Origin of the sequence: Dokdonia sp. Dokd-P16, from assembly GCF_003095655.1 — a bacterium.
Taxonomy (GTDB): domain Bacteria; phylum Bacteroidota; class Bacteroidia; order Flavobacteriales; family Flavobacteriaceae; genus Dokdonia.
The window spans coordinates 3,147,493-3,163,034 of sequence record NZ_CP029151.1; the positions used below are offsets into that span (position 1 = coordinate 3,147,493).

The 15,542-nt window shown below is 36.9% G+C and carries 11 protein-coding genes; 9 read left to right on the forward strand and 2 right to left on the reverse strand.

Annotated elements, in window-relative coordinates; genetic code table 11:
• Position 1: 1 nt before the first annotated feature.
• Together DCS32_RS13985 and DCS32_RS13990 are read left to right on the forward strand one after the other, a co-directional pair.
• Positions 2-262, forward strand: coding sequence for a hypothetical protein (locus DCS32_RS13985; protein WP_108878842.1), 261 nt, complete (start codon positions 2-4; stop codon positions 260-262).
• A 12-nt stretch (positions 263-274) separates the two neighbouring features.
• Positions 275-466 (forward strand): hypothetical protein, encoded by a 192-nt coding sequence (locus tag DCS32_RS13990; protein ID WP_108878843.1) that lies wholly within the window; start codon positions 275-277, stop codon positions 464-466.
• 430 nt (positions 467-896) lie between these two features.
• Here the strand turns inward: DCS32_RS13990 and DCS32_RS13995 are convergent, their stop codons facing one another.
• A complete protein-coding gene (locus DCS32_RS13995) occupies positions 897-1,754 on the reverse strand; it encodes a hypothetical protein (RefSeq protein WP_108878844.1) in 858 nt (285 codons plus the stop codon).
• A gap of 728 nt (positions 1,755-2,482) precedes the next feature.
• Between DCS32_RS13995 and DCS32_RS14000 the strand changes: the two genes are divergently transcribed.
• The 6 genes from DCS32_RS14000 to DCS32_RS14025 all read left to right on the forward strand — a co-directional run bounded on the left by DCS32_RS14000 (position 2,483) and on the right by DCS32_RS14025 (position 13,590).
• A complete protein-coding gene (locus tag DCS32_RS14000) occupies positions 2,483-3,337 on the forward strand; it encodes an endo alpha-1,4 polygalactosaminidase (RefSeq protein ID WP_162533664.1) in 855 nt (284 codons plus the stop codon).
• 253 nt (positions 3,338-3,590) lie between these two features.
• Positions 3,591-5,120: a GT4 family glycosyltransferase PelF gene (gene pelF, locus DCS32_RS14005; RefSeq protein ID WP_108878846.1), complete on the forward strand. Its 1,530-nt coding sequence runs from the start codon at positions 3,591-3,593 to the stop codon at positions 5,118-5,120.
• A complete protein-coding gene (locus tag DCS32_RS14010) occupies positions 5,121-6,728 on the forward strand; it encodes a hypothetical protein (protein ID WP_108878847.1) in 1,608 nt (535 codons plus the stop codon).
• A 28-nt stretch (positions 6,729-6,756) separates the two neighbouring features.
• Positions 6,757-7,524, forward strand: a complete 768-nt coding sequence (locus DCS32_RS14015) for an endo alpha-1,4 polygalactosaminidase (RefSeq protein ID WP_162533665.1) — start codon at positions 6,757-6,759, stop codon at positions 7,522-7,524.
• A 10-nt stretch (positions 7,525-7,534) separates the two neighbouring features.
• The gene (locus tag DCS32_RS14020) at positions 7,535-9,541 is read left to right on the forward strand and encodes a hypothetical protein (RefSeq protein WP_162533666.1); all 2,007 of its coding nucleotides are present in this window, start codon (positions 7,535-7,537) and stop codon (positions 9,539-9,541) included.
• 2 nt (positions 9,542-9,543) lie between these two features.
• Positions 9,544-13,590, forward strand: a complete 4,047-nt coding sequence (locus DCS32_RS14025; RefSeq protein WP_108878850.1) for a DUF2194 domain-containing protein — start codon at positions 9,544-9,546, stop codon at positions 13,588-13,590.
• 71 nt (positions 13,591-13,661) lie between these two features.
• On the opposite strand, the gene DCS32_RS14030 is transcribed toward DCS32_RS14025, so the two are convergent.
• Positions 13,662-14,210 carry a DUF4251 domain-containing protein gene (locus tag DCS32_RS14030; protein ID WP_162533667.1) on the reverse strand — a complete coding sequence of 183 codons (549 nt, stop codon included), beginning with the start codon at positions 14,208-14,210 and terminating at the stop codon, positions 13,662-13,664.
• Between the two features lie 116 nt (positions 14,211-14,326).
• Between DCS32_RS14030 and DCS32_RS14035 the strand changes: the two genes are divergently transcribed.
• The gene (locus DCS32_RS14035) at positions 14,327-15,541 is read left to right on the forward strand and encodes a multidrug effflux MFS transporter (RefSeq protein ID WP_108878852.1); all 1,215 of its coding nucleotides are present in this window, start codon (positions 14,327-14,329) and stop codon (positions 15,539-15,541) included.
• Position 15,542 lies beyond the last annotated feature (1 nt).

Sequence of the window (15,542 nt, forward strand, 5' to 3'; positions counted from 1 at the left end):
GATGAATAAAAGACGAAATTTTTGTGAAATTGAATCTTCGGAAGGGTCTTTATTTGTTCAAGAAATTGCGGATCCTAACAAAGTCTATCTAGTAGAGGAAAAGGATTTTGATGATTCAAGTAAATCTGGTTTGATTGGGATTACCTGTATAGTTCTTGAATACAAAGAAACTATTGACGAATTAATTTATTCAATAAAATCTCCTGAAACTATTATTATAATGAAAAGAGGACATTTAGCCAGTGTACTATTTACCGATTAAGCATTTTTTTTAATGAATAAAGACTACAAAATAGAAGCTTTTACAAATGATGATAAGCGTGCTAGAAAATATGCATTCATTATAAATGGTAAAGATGAAAAAGAAGCGTTACTTAATGCTCAAAACCATATAACAAATAGTTATAAGGATAGTGATTTTTATGAAATAGAAATGACATTAATTGGAAATAGCTTGACTCAATAGTTGTTTGGTTTTTTAATTAGTCTCGGCCTCAGAAAACTTTAGTTAAAACAATAGGGGAGTTGAGTTTGAAGCTCTTTAAAGAGTTAGACTTTATGATTAATAATTTTTAATTCAAGAACATAATAACTTTACATTCGTAAGATTAACAAAGACTTTCTAATGTCTAGCGATTAAAACGTAGATTATTTTTTGCTGTAAATTTAACGTCACAATATTATTTTCTTTTTAATTAATTAAAATAAAACGCGATATTCAATTTTCTTTACGACAGAATATTACATTCAAAATAAGAAATTATAGTGGCGAATTTTAAATAACTTTAATAGCTTAAGATTAGTTTATCTTGAAACCAGAGAAATAATTGATATAAAAAATTCCTAAGTTAGAAAAAGCCAATGCATAAATCATTGGCTTTTTTAATCATTATAACTTATTTTTTATTGAAGTTATTAAGATCCGAAAGTGTGCTTACAAAAATTAGATCTAATTTATTCGGTATTTGTCTCTTTATAGATTTGTTAACTTCCTTCTTAAATTCCGTAGATATGGCTTTAGAATATGTGTTCAAGGAAGCAACAGCATCTAAAGAGCCCCCCAAACCAGTTACGATTGTGTCATTTACACTTCCTCTATACTCGATAAACCCTAAACCTCCTATTGTTTCAAACGTTTTAATTTTACTCGGATTTGATATAGTATTGGGTCTATTCATTAGGGAGATGGCGATTGGATCATTTGCACTGTACTTATTAAAGAATTTTTCATTGAGTTTGATACTGTGGTATACAAGGTTTAATGTAACTTCTTTTTCAATACTTTGATTGTAATATGGTTCCAATACATCTTGGGCTTCATCTTTATAGCTTGTAGGAAAAATACCTTTAGCAATCATTCCATCAAGAATATCGGAAAGTGATATTTCAACTTTAATCGTTTTCTTTATTTTCTCTACTGCATCCCTGCTGACCGAACCATAATCATATTCTATCCAACTAGTATCTATCTTAGTATTAGCTTCGGCGACGGCCTTTGTATTGATATAGAGTCCTCCTATAAGTCGGCTTCCCAGTTCTTTGAAGCCTTCCTCCGTAAAGGATACAGGCTTAAATTTAAGACGTTGGTAATTTAGAATCTTAGGTGATCCAAACGGTAGGGGGTTACATGTTTTAGAACTTCCAAGCTCAATACAAAGATCACTTTGCTTGATTTTTGTACCTAAAACCCGAACGGAACTACAAGACATTAAAAGCAATGTTAGGGACAACGCCCCAAGTAAAAAATTTTTCATAATAATTAGAATATGGTTAATGCTGTAAAGTACTAAATAACAATATTTTAAAAAAATCTTATTATAAATAAAACAGTCTAAGTATCTCGACAATTGAAAATTAATATTACTAACATCTTAGTTAATTGGGAAATCAAGATTTTCACATTAGAAATTCCTAAACATGCCAAGTTGGAAGCAAATAATTTCTATTCAACATAATATTGAAGCAATCAGCAAGAATTAGTAAACCAAATAACTACTTGAATAAGTGTAAAGAAATTTACATTGGCTGTAGAGTTGGATATTTTTTTACTCTTGCGTAAAGATCCATAAGAATCGCTCAAACAAAAACATCCCGCACATTTTCACATATAAGCGAATTGTAACCAAAAGAAAAAACAAACCATTTTACGGCTGTAAGTATTGATCAATTAGTAAAAGAGTTTTTAGATTAACACTAACAGGATTTGGTGAATCTCTTGAAGTCAACTATAGCAGCAAGTCCGAAAAAGAGTTTTGACATAATCACTAACGATATAAAACACCTTTGGTGTCGTTATATCTGTAACTATGTCAAATAGCGCTGAAAAGCGCGCTATCCACTCTTTTTCTCAGCATATCAATTTGTATTATAATTTATATTATGTCAAATAGAATATTTGATAACCTTATACCTCTTTATTAATTGTTGTTCTAATAATATGTACTGCACAGCGTTATACATTCCTAATAATTAACTAATGGCTATGCGTTTCTTTTCTTTTATAGTTGGTGTGTGCTTTATTATTTCATGTTCTGATACCGATACTACGATTACTACAGATGATGATGTGGTAATTCTTCCAGAAGATCCAGATGTGATTATGCTACCAGATACTATTGTGTTGCCGGCTGTTGGTGCTAGTTTTGACTGGCAGCTTGATGATGTAACTTCGTCAAATGAATTTGATGCCACAGTAATTGATGTAGATGCTTTTTCTACATCATCAGCGACGGTGCAACATTTTAAAAATCAAGGTAAAATAGTGATCGCTTATCTTTCTGTGGGTTCTGTAGAGAATTTCCGCCCAGATGCAAATCAGTTTCCCGCAGCAGTCATTGGTAATGTATATAATGGTTTTGAAGATGAAAATTGGCTAGACATTCGCAATATTGACGCGCTGGCGCCCATTTTGCGTGCTCGATTTGATATGATACAGGCTAAAGGTTTTGATGGTATTGAACCAGATAATATGAACGGTTATCAGAATAATACTGGTTTCTCGCTCACTCAGACAGATGCCATTGTATTCTCTAGATGGCTTATTAATGAAGCACACGCTAGAAATTTACATATAGGACAGAAAAACGCAGAAGAACTGGTGCCTAATCTGGTAGATGAATTTGACTGGATTCTTACAGAAGATGCCTATGCAGATAATTTTCAAGTCGAGGCACTACCCTACATTATTGCTGGTAAAGCGGTCTTTGTCACAGAGTATAAAGATGCCATGTCCCAATCCCAATTCTTAAACACCGTATGCCCAGATGCTGCGGCAAATCAATATAGCGCTATTTATAAAAATCGTGATCTTACAGACCCTGTGATTAGTTGTAACTAGGGGTCATTATCTGCGTTATAATAAAGCCTGTATAGTACTGCAATAGCCTTGGTTTGTAGGTTCAATTTTTCGCGAAAGCGTTCTATATTAAGAAAAACACCACTTTAAAACAGTTTTTAGGGAGATTATACTGTAAATGAGTCGCTTGTGATGCATGATATGTTTGTAAATTAAAGCACTTTTATCGCATTACTAGTATTTACATTGATATTAATGACCTATTATTGCGTTCTCACATGTGTATGAGTTATTTATGAATACTACCAGTGTAATGCTTGTTCTTGAAGGAACCTATCCCTATAATGGTGGAGGTGTTTCTACCTGGGCGCATATTTTATGTAATCGTGTGCATGGGGTGGATTTTACCTTGTATGCCATTAATGCCAACTTTGAAAAGGAACTCAAATATGAGCTAAGTCCTAATGTGGTGCGCACCATCCAGGTGCCATTATGGACGCCAGATGAGCCGCATGACTACATGAGTTATGGGGAGGAATATTACAAGATTATAGCCAAAAAAGAAGGAACTTCAAATAAGCAAATTCGCACCCTATTTATTCCCCTATTTACAGATTTACTTAATTTTATATATACAGATAATGCTCCTATAGCATCACTAGATACTATATTTTATGGGCTATGGCGCTATTTTGAAGATTATGATTATAAGGAAACTATGCGCAGCATGGCAGTATGGGATGCATATTGTGAAGCCATAGATACTTACAGTAGCACGAGCCGCAACCCTACTGCTTCCCTCCTAGATCTTACGGTGGGCATGCGATGGATCTATCGTTTTTTGATTCCGCTTTCTATTGTAGACGTGCCTAAGGTGGAGGTTGCTCATCTCACCCTCAGTGGCTTTGCGATTATTCCAGCTCTCATCGCACATTATAAATATGGAACGGCAATCATGCTTACAGAGCATGGCGTTTTTATAAGAGAGCGACTACTTGCCATAAACGCCTCCGAATATCCATTTTTTCTTAAAAATTTACTCATTCGCTTTTCTGAGAGTATCGCCCGCTTGTCTTATTATAAGTCAGAAAAAATAATCTCTGTAAATCTATTTAATAAAAGGTGGGAAGTGCTTTATGGAGCAGATCCTGCAAAGATTGAGGTTATTTATAACGGGATTGATGAGGAGTTATTTACACCACGTCCTAAACCAGCACACCTTGTAAATGTGCCTACAGTAGTTGCACTTGCTCGTATTTTTGACCTCAAGGACGTGCTTACCATGATACGCACCTGTGCACTGGTACAACAAGAAATCCCAGAGGTGCAATTTCTCGTATATGGTGATGATACTGCGGTGCCGTCATATACTAGTGAATGTCTGGCACTCATAGACCAACTCCATATGGGTGATCATTTTAAATTAATGGGGCCAAAAAGTAACCCTCACCTACTCTTTGCCGAAGGTGATATCTCTATTCTCACGTCTATTTCTGAGGGATTTCCCTATACGGTGATAGAATCTATGGGATGTGGTGTCCCTGTGGTAGCAACAGATGTGGGCGGTGTGAGCGAAGCGCTAGATGAGCATACCGGTTTTGTATGTAAGCCTAAAGATGCGCAAGCCCTTGCAGAGAAGGTGATCTTACTGCTACAAGATAAAACGCTGCGCACTGCTATGGGAGAGCGCTGCCGCCAGCGTGTGCTTGATCATTTTACACTTGACACTTTTATAGGTTTATATGAGGACGCTTACGCGAAAACTGCCCAGCGGTTTACTAATAGCCCTACATTTATACCTCGTAACACGATCTCAAAAGTTTAAATGCAGCATCACAACGCAATACAAGAACTTACGGCTGCTATTATAGCTCGCAACGGTAAACCCGTAAACGAGCTTGTAGTACGAGCAACCATTGAGTCGCTAGGGATACGCGATATAGATGTGCTTCCCTCCTATGGTCTTGAAAATATCGCACAGCTTGCCGCTCATATTTTTAAGGAACTAGATGCACCTATGTATTTGCGATCCAAAAATAAAAGCGAACTCCAAGCAGAGAGTAAGCATGAAAAGCGTGTGCTTTATTCTAGCTATGCCTCTGTGCAGCTTTCTCATTTTGTAAAAGATTATGCTACGGGCATGTTCCACCTGCTACCTGTGTTTTTACAAGTGGCAGCCATTATACTTTGTGGCTTCTCATTATGGGCTTTTGTAGGCTTTAATGAGTTACAAGCCACCGCAGTCGTGCTAGGTGTTATTATCGGACTTGTTGCAACAGGTGGTTTTGTACAAGCCATAGGGAAACAGGTTTCCTTTTACTGGTATCATGATGATTTTATCATGACTAGACAGGCTATTGTAAACTTGCTTAGTACGGCTATAAAAACACTTTTTGGCACGTTTGTGTTTATAGGTGTTACTAATTTTTTCTTGCACTTATATCCTTATCAATTTGTGCTCATCACCTTTGTGTATGCCTTTTTAATAGGAGTCCTTTTACTAGTTCTCGCGCCTTTATATACCATCAAGCAGCGCTGGATGATCTCTATTGCCATAGGCGTAGGAACGTTACTAGCACTAGGTTTACATTATTATACAAGCATACACGTATATCTCGTACACTGGATTGGGATCAGTGTTGCTATTATAATAAGTGCCATTCACTTACACTTTTTCTTAAAGCGCATTATTGCTACAAAGCAAAAGGTTACAAATGCTCCGCCAGTAATGATGCTCTCTGCCTATCGCAACTTTAGCTACTTTTTTTATGGGACATTTATTTACATGTTCATATTTACAGATCGTATTATAGCCTGGTCCTCTAGTGTAGGTCGCAATCTACCGTATATCATCTATTATGAGAAGGATTATGAGATAGGTATGGATCTTGCCATAGTAGTCTTCTTTTTACTCGCAGGAGTGCTAGAATATAGTATTGCCTCTTTTAGTAGATGGTTAGATATAGGGCAGCGCAGTCTTACATATAAAGACCGCATAGCCTTTGGCTCACACATGATCACGCTTTATACAAGACATCTCGCAATACTGGGCGTTACAACTCTTTTAATAGCAGGATTACTCTATGCGATTGTTACACAGCCCTGGGGATATCAAGCGGCATTTAATGAGGCTATTACTGCACTAAGCATACGAGTGCTTATTATAGGTGGTTTTGGCTATCTGTTTCTTACTATTGGTATGCTTAATGTATTATACCTGTATACCCTTAACAGACATAAAAAACCAGTAGTTTACATTACAATTGCCTTTTTTATTAACCTCATTGTAGGCCTTTTGGCCAGTAGATTATTAAGTTATGAGTATGCATCGCTGGGCATGCTTGCGGGAGCTATTGTATTTATGATCTATACCACTCGCGAGGTAGTACAGTTTTTTAAACAACTAGGATATCACTATTATGCGGCTTATTAATTCTATCATTGTTATTATCGTTCTGGCTATGACACAGCAAGCGCTCACGCAGCAATCTTATGAGAAAATTCTCTTTTGTTATGGAGATTTATATCCAGAAAAAACAACTGGATATGACCTCGTGGTGCTAGAACCCATACATTTCTCTGCTCAAGATGTCACAGTATTTAAAAATAATAACAAGAAAGTTCTCGCATATATTAGTCTAGGAGAGGTTAACGAAGCAGCTCGTCACTATGAAGCGCTTAAAGGATTTACCCTAGGAAAAAATGATATTTGGAACAGCCATGTACTTGATATTGCTAACCAAGAAACGCGTGCTGCACTTCATACACTCATCGCGGCACATATAGAAGGTAAGGGCTTTGACGGTATTTTTATAGATAATATTGACAACTATACCCAGTGGGGACCTACACCAAAAAAATTGGCTGCTCTCGTGGAGTTTTTATCTGAGGTAAAGTTACGCTTTCGCGAAAGCGTGATACTACAAAATGCAGGATTACTCATTATGCAAGACACCGCGCCTTACATAGATGCAGTAGCTGTAGAATCTGTAGCAACCGATTATAATTTTAGCACAAACCACTACCGATTGAGAGCTAAAAAAGATTTTAAATCAAGGCTTGACAATGTGCTAACCGTTAAAAAACAGTATCAAAAACCAATTCTTTTAATAGAATATGCAAATTCAAAAAAGTTAACAAAGGAAGTTACAAAACGACTCGCTGGTTGTAAACTTCCCTTTGTAGTGGCACAAATAGATTTACAAACCGTCCCAAAAAGTTATGAGTAACTTATTGATAATGCGTGATTTATTCTTTACACCATCTATGGTGTACGGACCGTTGCGTATTATTTTACTTGTAATTTTTATATTTCTAGTAAACAAACTAGTTTCTAAAAAAAGCTCAAACCAGTCTGGGCTCAATTATTTTATACCGCGTTACGTTGCTTTTGTAAGTGTTATTGTGCTTCTAAGCCTTGCTCTCACAACAATTAACGCTTATGATGCGTTCACAACACTCGCCATATTATTAGTTTGTGTTGTTATTATATTCTTAAATCTCAATGGCAAGAGTGCGATATCTAAACAGCTCATTAAAATAAGACGACGCACCATATTATACACGATACGTAACCTAGAGCAAGGTAAAGACCTCATAAGTACGATTAACTTTAAGAAAACCCAACAAGAAAATGACACCGATGATCTAGAGGTACGAAAAACAGATTACTTGTGGCAGATGGGTATTGTGGTAGTAATCGCGGTGCTTACGTATCTGTCTAGGTATTACTTCTTCAATTTTGACACATTTGCCCTCTCCGACTTATGGTATGAAGATTTTGCCAAAATCAAAAATCTTACTAACCAGCAGTGGTTCAACTCAGAAGGTGTACTCATGGGAGAATATGCTTTGATACAGCTATACGGCAGTTTTACAAGCATAAGTGATGTGATTGCTCTGCAAACGTTTGGATTGCTAGAGAATGCAGTATTAGGCGTTGTCATTTATTGGACAATCTCACAGTGTACAAATACTAATTATGTACCAGGATTAGTAGCTGCTTTTGTGTTTATGTTTTTTTATGGATTCTTACCGCTCAATATTAATTTAATGACGCAGCATAAGCCTACATTCTTAGCGCTTTCACTAGCGTTACCGGTGTTTGTTTATTTGTGTAAGCCTAAAACATTACGTAAAACACCGTCTTCCTACTTTTTATGGATGCTGTGCTTTTTTTGTGGTATTGCCTTTATAGACTTCTTTACCACAATCTGGGTATTGCCTGTGTTCTTTATAGCTGCACTTATAACCGTTACAAGTGATAAAAGAAAATACTACCTACGTGCACTTGTAGCATATGTGCTCGCACTCTTACTATTTACCACAGTGTACTGGATATCATTTAATTTTGATCTAGATGCAATGGCGCTTTTCATAAAGGCAAATACGTACTCGCTTAAAGCATATACATATGTCCCACAATTAATAGTATCTCTTAGTGAACTACTGGGATATTATCAAGTGATAAGCGTATTACTGTTACTCATAGCTATTATAACAAATACATTTATAAAGAGATCTTTAAAAAATATAATTGCCTTATTAGCAATGTTTTGTATCTTCTTTTGCTTACCATTACTTCAAATAGAAATTATAGATACAGATCTTCTATATCAAGTGATAGCTGTTTGTATTCCACTGTTTATAGGAGTGAGTGTTTACCTTATAATCACGATTATTAATAGCATGCTACCACCTATTAAGACACCTATTTATGGACGTATTATTGCTACTGTTATTCCGCTTATAATCGCTTATGCAGCGTTTCAGAAATCTACTTTACAAAATATTCCACCGCGCAATTTGACCAGTGAGTATATTATGGAGGCTTATGATGCGCTAGATGATGAGCTTCTTCCCTATTCATTTACCGTTGTAAATACAGGCATGGCTTTAGAGATGAGTAAAGACCATCATTTCTTTATGACCTATGATGATTTTACCACTTCCTACGAGCAAGCAGATGCATTGTACGTAACAAATAGAAATAACAAGTCCTTCTTTAAAAAGTATCCAGAAGCAACATTATCTAAAAGTATGTTTGTCTTTGTATATGAAGAAAAAGCACAGTTAAGCAAATCAGATAGGCTTAAAACAAACCAGCAACAGGAAGTAAGCGAAGTCATCACTAGACTCCAAGATAAAGGTAGAGTTGTGCGTGTTTTTGTAAAAAAACCATTACTCACAGTTTACGAGATTGTAAACGAACCAAAGGCTACCAAAATAAACGATTTGCTTTTTTAATTATGCAACGCACACAACCACATATATCAGTCATAGCTATAGTATCTATCATACTTTTCGGTTTATTTTTGGGCTGTGAGAGAGATCTAGATGACATCAAAGAGCAGAATAGTCGTACCATTTATGACACGGAAAGCACGAGTCCTCTTGTAGCGTTTATAAGTGATGCAAAAGACTATAAAAACCAGAGTTATCAATCTCATATACGTAAAGCAGCTACCTATGCAAAGCTTCCCTATGCACAGTTAGATAAAGAAGATTTTAATAACGAGCTTCTCATTGATCCATCTACTCGGGTACTCGTAATCACAAACACAAAGGGATTTAACAATAAAGCTTTTGAACGTATTGTTTCTTTTGTCGCAAATGGAGGTACTTTGTTTTTACCTACGATTACCACAAATAACGAATATGCCTTCCTGGCAGGACTTATTCCTACCACAAACTTTACAAGTGATCCTAAGGCAAGTGGATATTCCTTTCAAACAAACGTGCTACCTGGACTTCAAGGGACACGCTTTAATGATGATAACCAACACGGGGCATTACTACGAGAGAATTTTAGGGATGACATCAAGATACTAGCTACTGCGGCTACTAATAGTGAGATTCCAATGGTTTTCCAAAGACCATTAGGTAAAGGAACTGTGATCGCGATAAATAGTAATCAAGATGGTAAAAAAGAAGATAGAGGCTTATATTTTGCAGCTATACTTTCAGGTTTAGAGCATGTACCCTACCCTATTGCAAATGTGAGCACCATTTTTATAGATGACTTTCCTGCGCCTACGTATGAGACCGTGCGATTACCTATTTCAACAGAATTTAATCTCTCTGAGACTGCATTTTATCATGATGTCTGGTGGCCAGACATGCAACGACTTGCTAAAGAAGAAAACCTTGTTTATACAGCGGTAGCTTGTTTTGACTACAGAAACTTAGATACGCCTCCCTTCTTATTTTCAGAGTGGGATAAATCTATGGTTAAGAAGGATGGAACACTGAAAGTTTCTGGTGATGTTGCCGTAAGTAATGTATTAAGAGCTGGAGACGAATTTGGACTTCATGGTTATAATCATATCTCCCTGGTAGAAGATGAATGGGATAACCCAGATTTTATGGAAACAGCACTACTCGCTGTACAAAAAAAATGGAAAGCTAGTAACTTTGGAGCTTTGCCTAAAACCTATGTACCTCCATCTAACCGCATAGATAGTTTGGGTTTTGCAGCCTTACAAAGTGGTATGCCTTCTGTAATTTATAATAGTAGCTTGTACTTAGGCTCTTTTAAAGAAGGCGGTAATCGTGAGTTTGATACAGAGCCTTACAATGACCACTTTTTTAACTTTCCAAGAATTAGTAGTGGTTATGTGGTAGATGAGAATATACAGTTTGATTTACAATCGCACTACTTATATACAGGTATCTGGTCACACTTTATTCACCCAGATGATGTGTATCAAATCCCTAATCCAGTAAACATAAGCAGCCGCGGAAATTATGCGTATCGTAATTCTGAAGGATTAAGATGGAAAGCTACCTATAACGGTAAGCAAGGAATGTTTCCTGCTTTTAGTACTTTCTTAAAACGTATAAGAAAACAATACCCGATGATGCGTTCTTTAAAAGCGCAAGATGCCGCTAGTTACACTAAGGAGTGGCGTTACACAGAGTACACACATACTCAAGAGAATGCCGTGTATAAAGTTGGGTCTATAGAGGAAACAGATCAAGATGAGTTTTTCTGGTTTTCTTACAGTCGTGCAAATAACAATGCAAGCTTTGAGGCCATATTAAAAAACGAGGGATACACGTTTACAAAAACACCTTTTCTAGAAGGAAATTTATATAACATCACTACCAGCATGCCCTCCATACGTTCTGTATTGCCTCGTAAACAAGAGATGACTCCTTCTTTACAAATTATCTTAATAGAGAATTTGATGAAAGATTATGAAAAATATCTTAATAGAGTTCCCATTTTTAAAGACATAGATGAGGAGGTTGCTTATCTCATTTCTCAAGGTAATATTCAAGAAGCCATTACACTCTTGGAATCTAAAATTGCTAGTGCCTCTATAATTTCAAAGGAAGATTATATCACTTTATACCAATACTACGGATGGCAAGGTGCTCAAGAAGGTTTTTATGAGTTTTTAGAGCAGCAATATGCAAAAGGACAACCTGGACAACTCATTGTTATTTCAAAAATAATAGGTGATGCAAATGATTATCCTAATGATGTGATAAAGAAAACCTGGATGCGCAGGCAGATTGTGGTGTATCCAAATGATAGCTTACTCAAAGCGAGATACGATAGTTACTTTTCTACACCGCAAGAAATTACAGAAAGTAATAATAGAGCTTTAGAAGAAGCCTTTCTAGCTGCATCAACTATCAAGGAAAAAACAGCGCTATTACCAGAGCTACTAGCTGCAGATTCTGCTATTGCTACGGTATTTATTAGTGATCTCGAGCCTTGTGTAGATATAGAAGTACAAAACATTGCCCATCTTATCGCACAAGCACTTGCAGATCAAGGCAACTATGCTAAAGCAATTGCATGGTCTGCATGTACAGATAAAATAGCTGCTAAGACGCAACAACAATGGCTTCTTAATACAGGAAATTATGAACGCTTAAAGAAGGAAGACTTTAAAGCTTATATTTCTTACTTAATCGTAGAGCAACCTGCACTTATTCCTGTAGAACTCATAGATAGTAAACCATGCTCACTAGACTTAACTCCAGAAGAAATTGCGGTAGTAGCCTACGCCTTTGCAAATCAGAGCTCGTATAGAACTGCTTATAACTGGTCCACTTGTGATGATAATTTTAAAGTGAGTGAGCAATTGCAATGGCTTGCTGCGATGAAAGCTATAGAAGAGATGGAACTAGTTTTTACCTCCTACATTTCAAAAAATCCAGAAGATAATGCGCTTATTCTCAATATGGCAACTCGTTACAGTGAGTTAGGCGAGATCACAAAAGCATGGAAGCTAGCAAGCTCATTGCCAGACTATGAGATAGCAGCTGCGCTCAGAAAGCAGCTTAATGTTGATGTATTATATATAACCCCAACACAACAACGAGACTTATTTGACAATTATAGTACGTTCTTTTATTCAGAAACGATAGATACATTAAATAAACAACTTAGAACCACCACCAATGACTTTATAACTAGTAGCTCAAATGTGCTAGCAGACCGCCTAGAACCTACTTCTATTAGTAATCGCATAGGTTATGGTCATTATGATACCCGAGGAAATAAACATGTATTTGGTATTACTCAAAATAGACCTTTTGAACTACAACTCACGACACAACAACCCGCAAATACACCTATTAGTTTATTTGGCGCTTATTACTCTTTAACTTCAAGGAGCAAGTATTTGAAGCCTACATATACAGGAGAGTTAGGTATAGAAGTAAGCGATACAGGAAGTCTTTTTTATCATGCAGAGGCGGGAATCTCTTACAGTAAAGATTCTTTATTTAGTAGTGTCCAACTGTCATTTCAACCAGCCATAACTGCTCCAGCTTATAATCTTGATATTTATAGAGCCCAGTTAAGTGTTTATGAAGAGTATAAAATTAATAAGAACTGGCAGCTCGTCGGGGCTTTGGAAGGCAACTATTATACCGACGGCGTAGTAGATGGGTTACTTAACTCCTCGCTTAGATATCAATACTCATTTTCAAAAAAGAACATGCTCATCCCGTACATTGAAGGAGCAGGTATGCTAGGTACGGCAGATAATCGTTTGGGATTTCCGTACTGGACAATTAAGGAACGATTATACGGAGGTGCTGGCCTAGCATACAGCTATGGTTATACGCCACAAGGGCTTTCTGTGCGTATGGATGCTGCACAGTTTTTTGACACTTTTTCAGATAGTTTCCAGCGATATAGAGCTAATGTTTCTGCTCCATTATACGGCTCGCTATTGATTAACTTTAATGCAGAATTCTACACTTTAGAGAATTTTTATAGCAATAATTTCACGCTAGGAATGACGTATTACTTTAAGAATAAGAAAAACTAAGTAACTATAGAAAAGTGTAATCTCTTTGTAGACTTGAGATGTTACGCTTTCGCGAAAGCGTTATAAAAAAATTATTCTGCATCTAAGTCCATAAATCCATCATAGCGAATGCTTGTGCGCTGCACACTATTTACAGAAATCTGTACTTTCTTGGTATTAAAAAATTCTATAAACACCTCATAGGTTTCAGCATCTTGAGATATAGAAAATGTCATCTCTGTGCGATCTGTTTTCTTGTCTTTAGTAATTTCAAAGAATTTAGGAATTCCAGCAAATTCTACACCATTTGATGAGTTGTAGCCACCGCCCATCCTGCGCTCGCCATAATACGGTAAATAAGCGCTCACGCTATCATTATGTATTTTGAGAAAGTTACCGTTACCCAGTAAATTGATGCGGCTACCGCTGTTACCAACCCCTAGCCCATTGTTTACTGCTAGTTGGTTGAGTACATTACTTGCCAGCGGGTATGCCCAGGTTGCTGTAATATCAATCTGGCGATTGTCTATTAATTCTTGTACACGGCTTGCTGTTGCGAGCTCCTGCTGCGTCATGGGTTGCTTAGTTTTACACGCGATTGCGAGTATAAGAAACGGTATGATGATGATGTATTTTTTCATAGGGTGCAATTTTATTAGATAGATAGCAAAAACTATTCCTTTGTGGGGTGTTAACAAGGTGTTAGATTTTACATAAAACGACCATCGCTCGTAAGGCATTCTTGTACTTTTGCCGAATGCAAAAAACGAAAGGATCACAAATAGAATTTATCGCACTTATGGCGGCTTTAATGTCTGTCACCGCACTATCTATTGATGCCCTGCTTCCAGCACTTGATATTATAGGTGTTGCGATACAAACCAAAACTCCAGCCGATAATCAGCTACTTATAAGCATGATCTTTTTAGGTCTAGGCCTGGGACCACTTGTCTTTGGACCATTAGCCGATGCTAAAGGTAGAAAATCTTCTGTTTATTTTGGGTTTACCATCTTTATAATCGCTTCATTTATATGTATGTACACACGTAGCTTTGAAGTAATGATTTTAGGTAGGATATTACAGGGAATCGGACTTTCGGCACCGCGTACCATCTGTATTGCAATTATAAGAGACCTTTATGAGGGCGATTATATGGCTCGTATTATGTCTTTTGTAACCGTTGTATTTTTACTAATCCCTATCATCGCTCCTGCTATGGGTAAGGTGATTCTAGACACCTGGAACTGGCAGGCTATATTTCTCGTGCAAGTATTCATAAGTATCTTGGTGATGCTATGGTTCTGGAGACGTCAAGAGGAGACACTCAAAGCAGCAAATAGAATTCCGTTTTCTATGAAGCGTATCTCAAAAGGCTTCCGCGAAACCATAAAATACAAGCGCACCATGGGCTTCACGATTATACAAGGCTTTATCGTAGGTTCATTTATTGTGTACATAAGTGCTAGTCAGCAAATTTTCCAAAATCAATACGGACTCGTAGATGAGTTTCCTTACATTTTTGCAGGTCTTGCCGCGGCTATAGGCGCTGCTATCTTACTTAATGCCAACTTTGTGGTTCGTTTTGGGATGGAAAAAATAATAACTGGTTCCCTCATAGGCTTCTTTATCGTGTCCTTATTATATGTGATTTTATTTAATGATGTGCTGCATCCTTCGGTGTATGTGCTTATAGGGTTCTTTGCGATGCAGTTTTTCTGTATAGGTTTTATGTTTGGAAATCTTAGAGCGCTAGCGATGGAGCCTGTAGGCCACATTGCCGGTATAGGAGCTGCTATTACGGGTCTTATTTCTACACTTATGGCTGTTCCCATCAGTGCTTTTATAGGTCGTTTTATTGAAGAGACCACGCTCCCACTCTTCATTGGTTTTTCTTCGTGTGCCGCAATATCACTCTGTATTCTATTCTGGATAAAGAAAAAGGCTCCAAGAACAGTTGTCTTGAAGCCTTAAT

What these genes read in the sequence shown, in the direction of transcription:
- DCS32_RS13985 (WP_108878842.1), top strand. Translation starts at nt 2, where the DNA reads ATGAATAAAAGACGAAATTTTTGTGAAATTGAATCTTCGGAAGGGTCT.
- DCS32_RS13990 (WP_108878843.1), top strand. Translation starts at nt 275, where the DNA reads ATGAATAAAGACTACAAAATAGAAGCTTTTACAAATGATGATAAGCGT.
- DCS32_RS13995 (WP_108878844.1), bottom strand. Translation starts at nt 1,754, where the DNA reads ATGAAAAATTTTTTACTTGGGGCGTTGTCCCTAACATTGCTTTTAATG.
- DCS32_RS14000 (WP_162533664.1), top strand. Translation starts at nt 2,483, where the DNA reads ATGCGTTTCTTTTCTTTTATAGTTGGTGTGTGCTTTATTATTTCATGT.
- pelF (WP_108878846.1), top strand. Translation starts at nt 3,591, where the DNA reads ATGAATACTACCAGTGTAATGCTTGTTCTTGAAGGAACCTATCCCTAT.
- DCS32_RS14010 (WP_108878847.1), top strand. Translation starts at nt 5,121, where the DNA reads ATGCAGCATCACAACGCAATACAAGAACTTACGGCTGCTATTATAGCT.
- DCS32_RS14015 (WP_162533665.1), top strand. Translation starts at nt 6,757, where the DNA reads ATGACACAGCAAGCGCTCACGCAGCAATCTTATGAGAAAATTCTCTTT.
- DCS32_RS14020 (WP_162533666.1), top strand. Translation starts at nt 7,535, where the DNA reads ATGCGTGATTTATTCTTTACACCATCTATGGTGTACGGACCGTTGCGT.
- DCS32_RS14025 (WP_108878850.1), top strand. Translation starts at nt 9,544, where the DNA reads ATGCAACGCACACAACCACATATATCAGTCATAGCTATAGTATCTATC.
- DCS32_RS14030 (WP_162533667.1), bottom strand. Translation starts at nt 14,210, where the DNA reads ATGAAAAAATACATCATCATCATACCGTTTCTTATACTCGCAATCGCG.
- DCS32_RS14035 (WP_108878852.1), top strand. Translation starts at nt 14,327, where the DNA reads ATGCAAAAAACGAAAGGATCACAAATAGAATTTATCGCACTTATGGCG.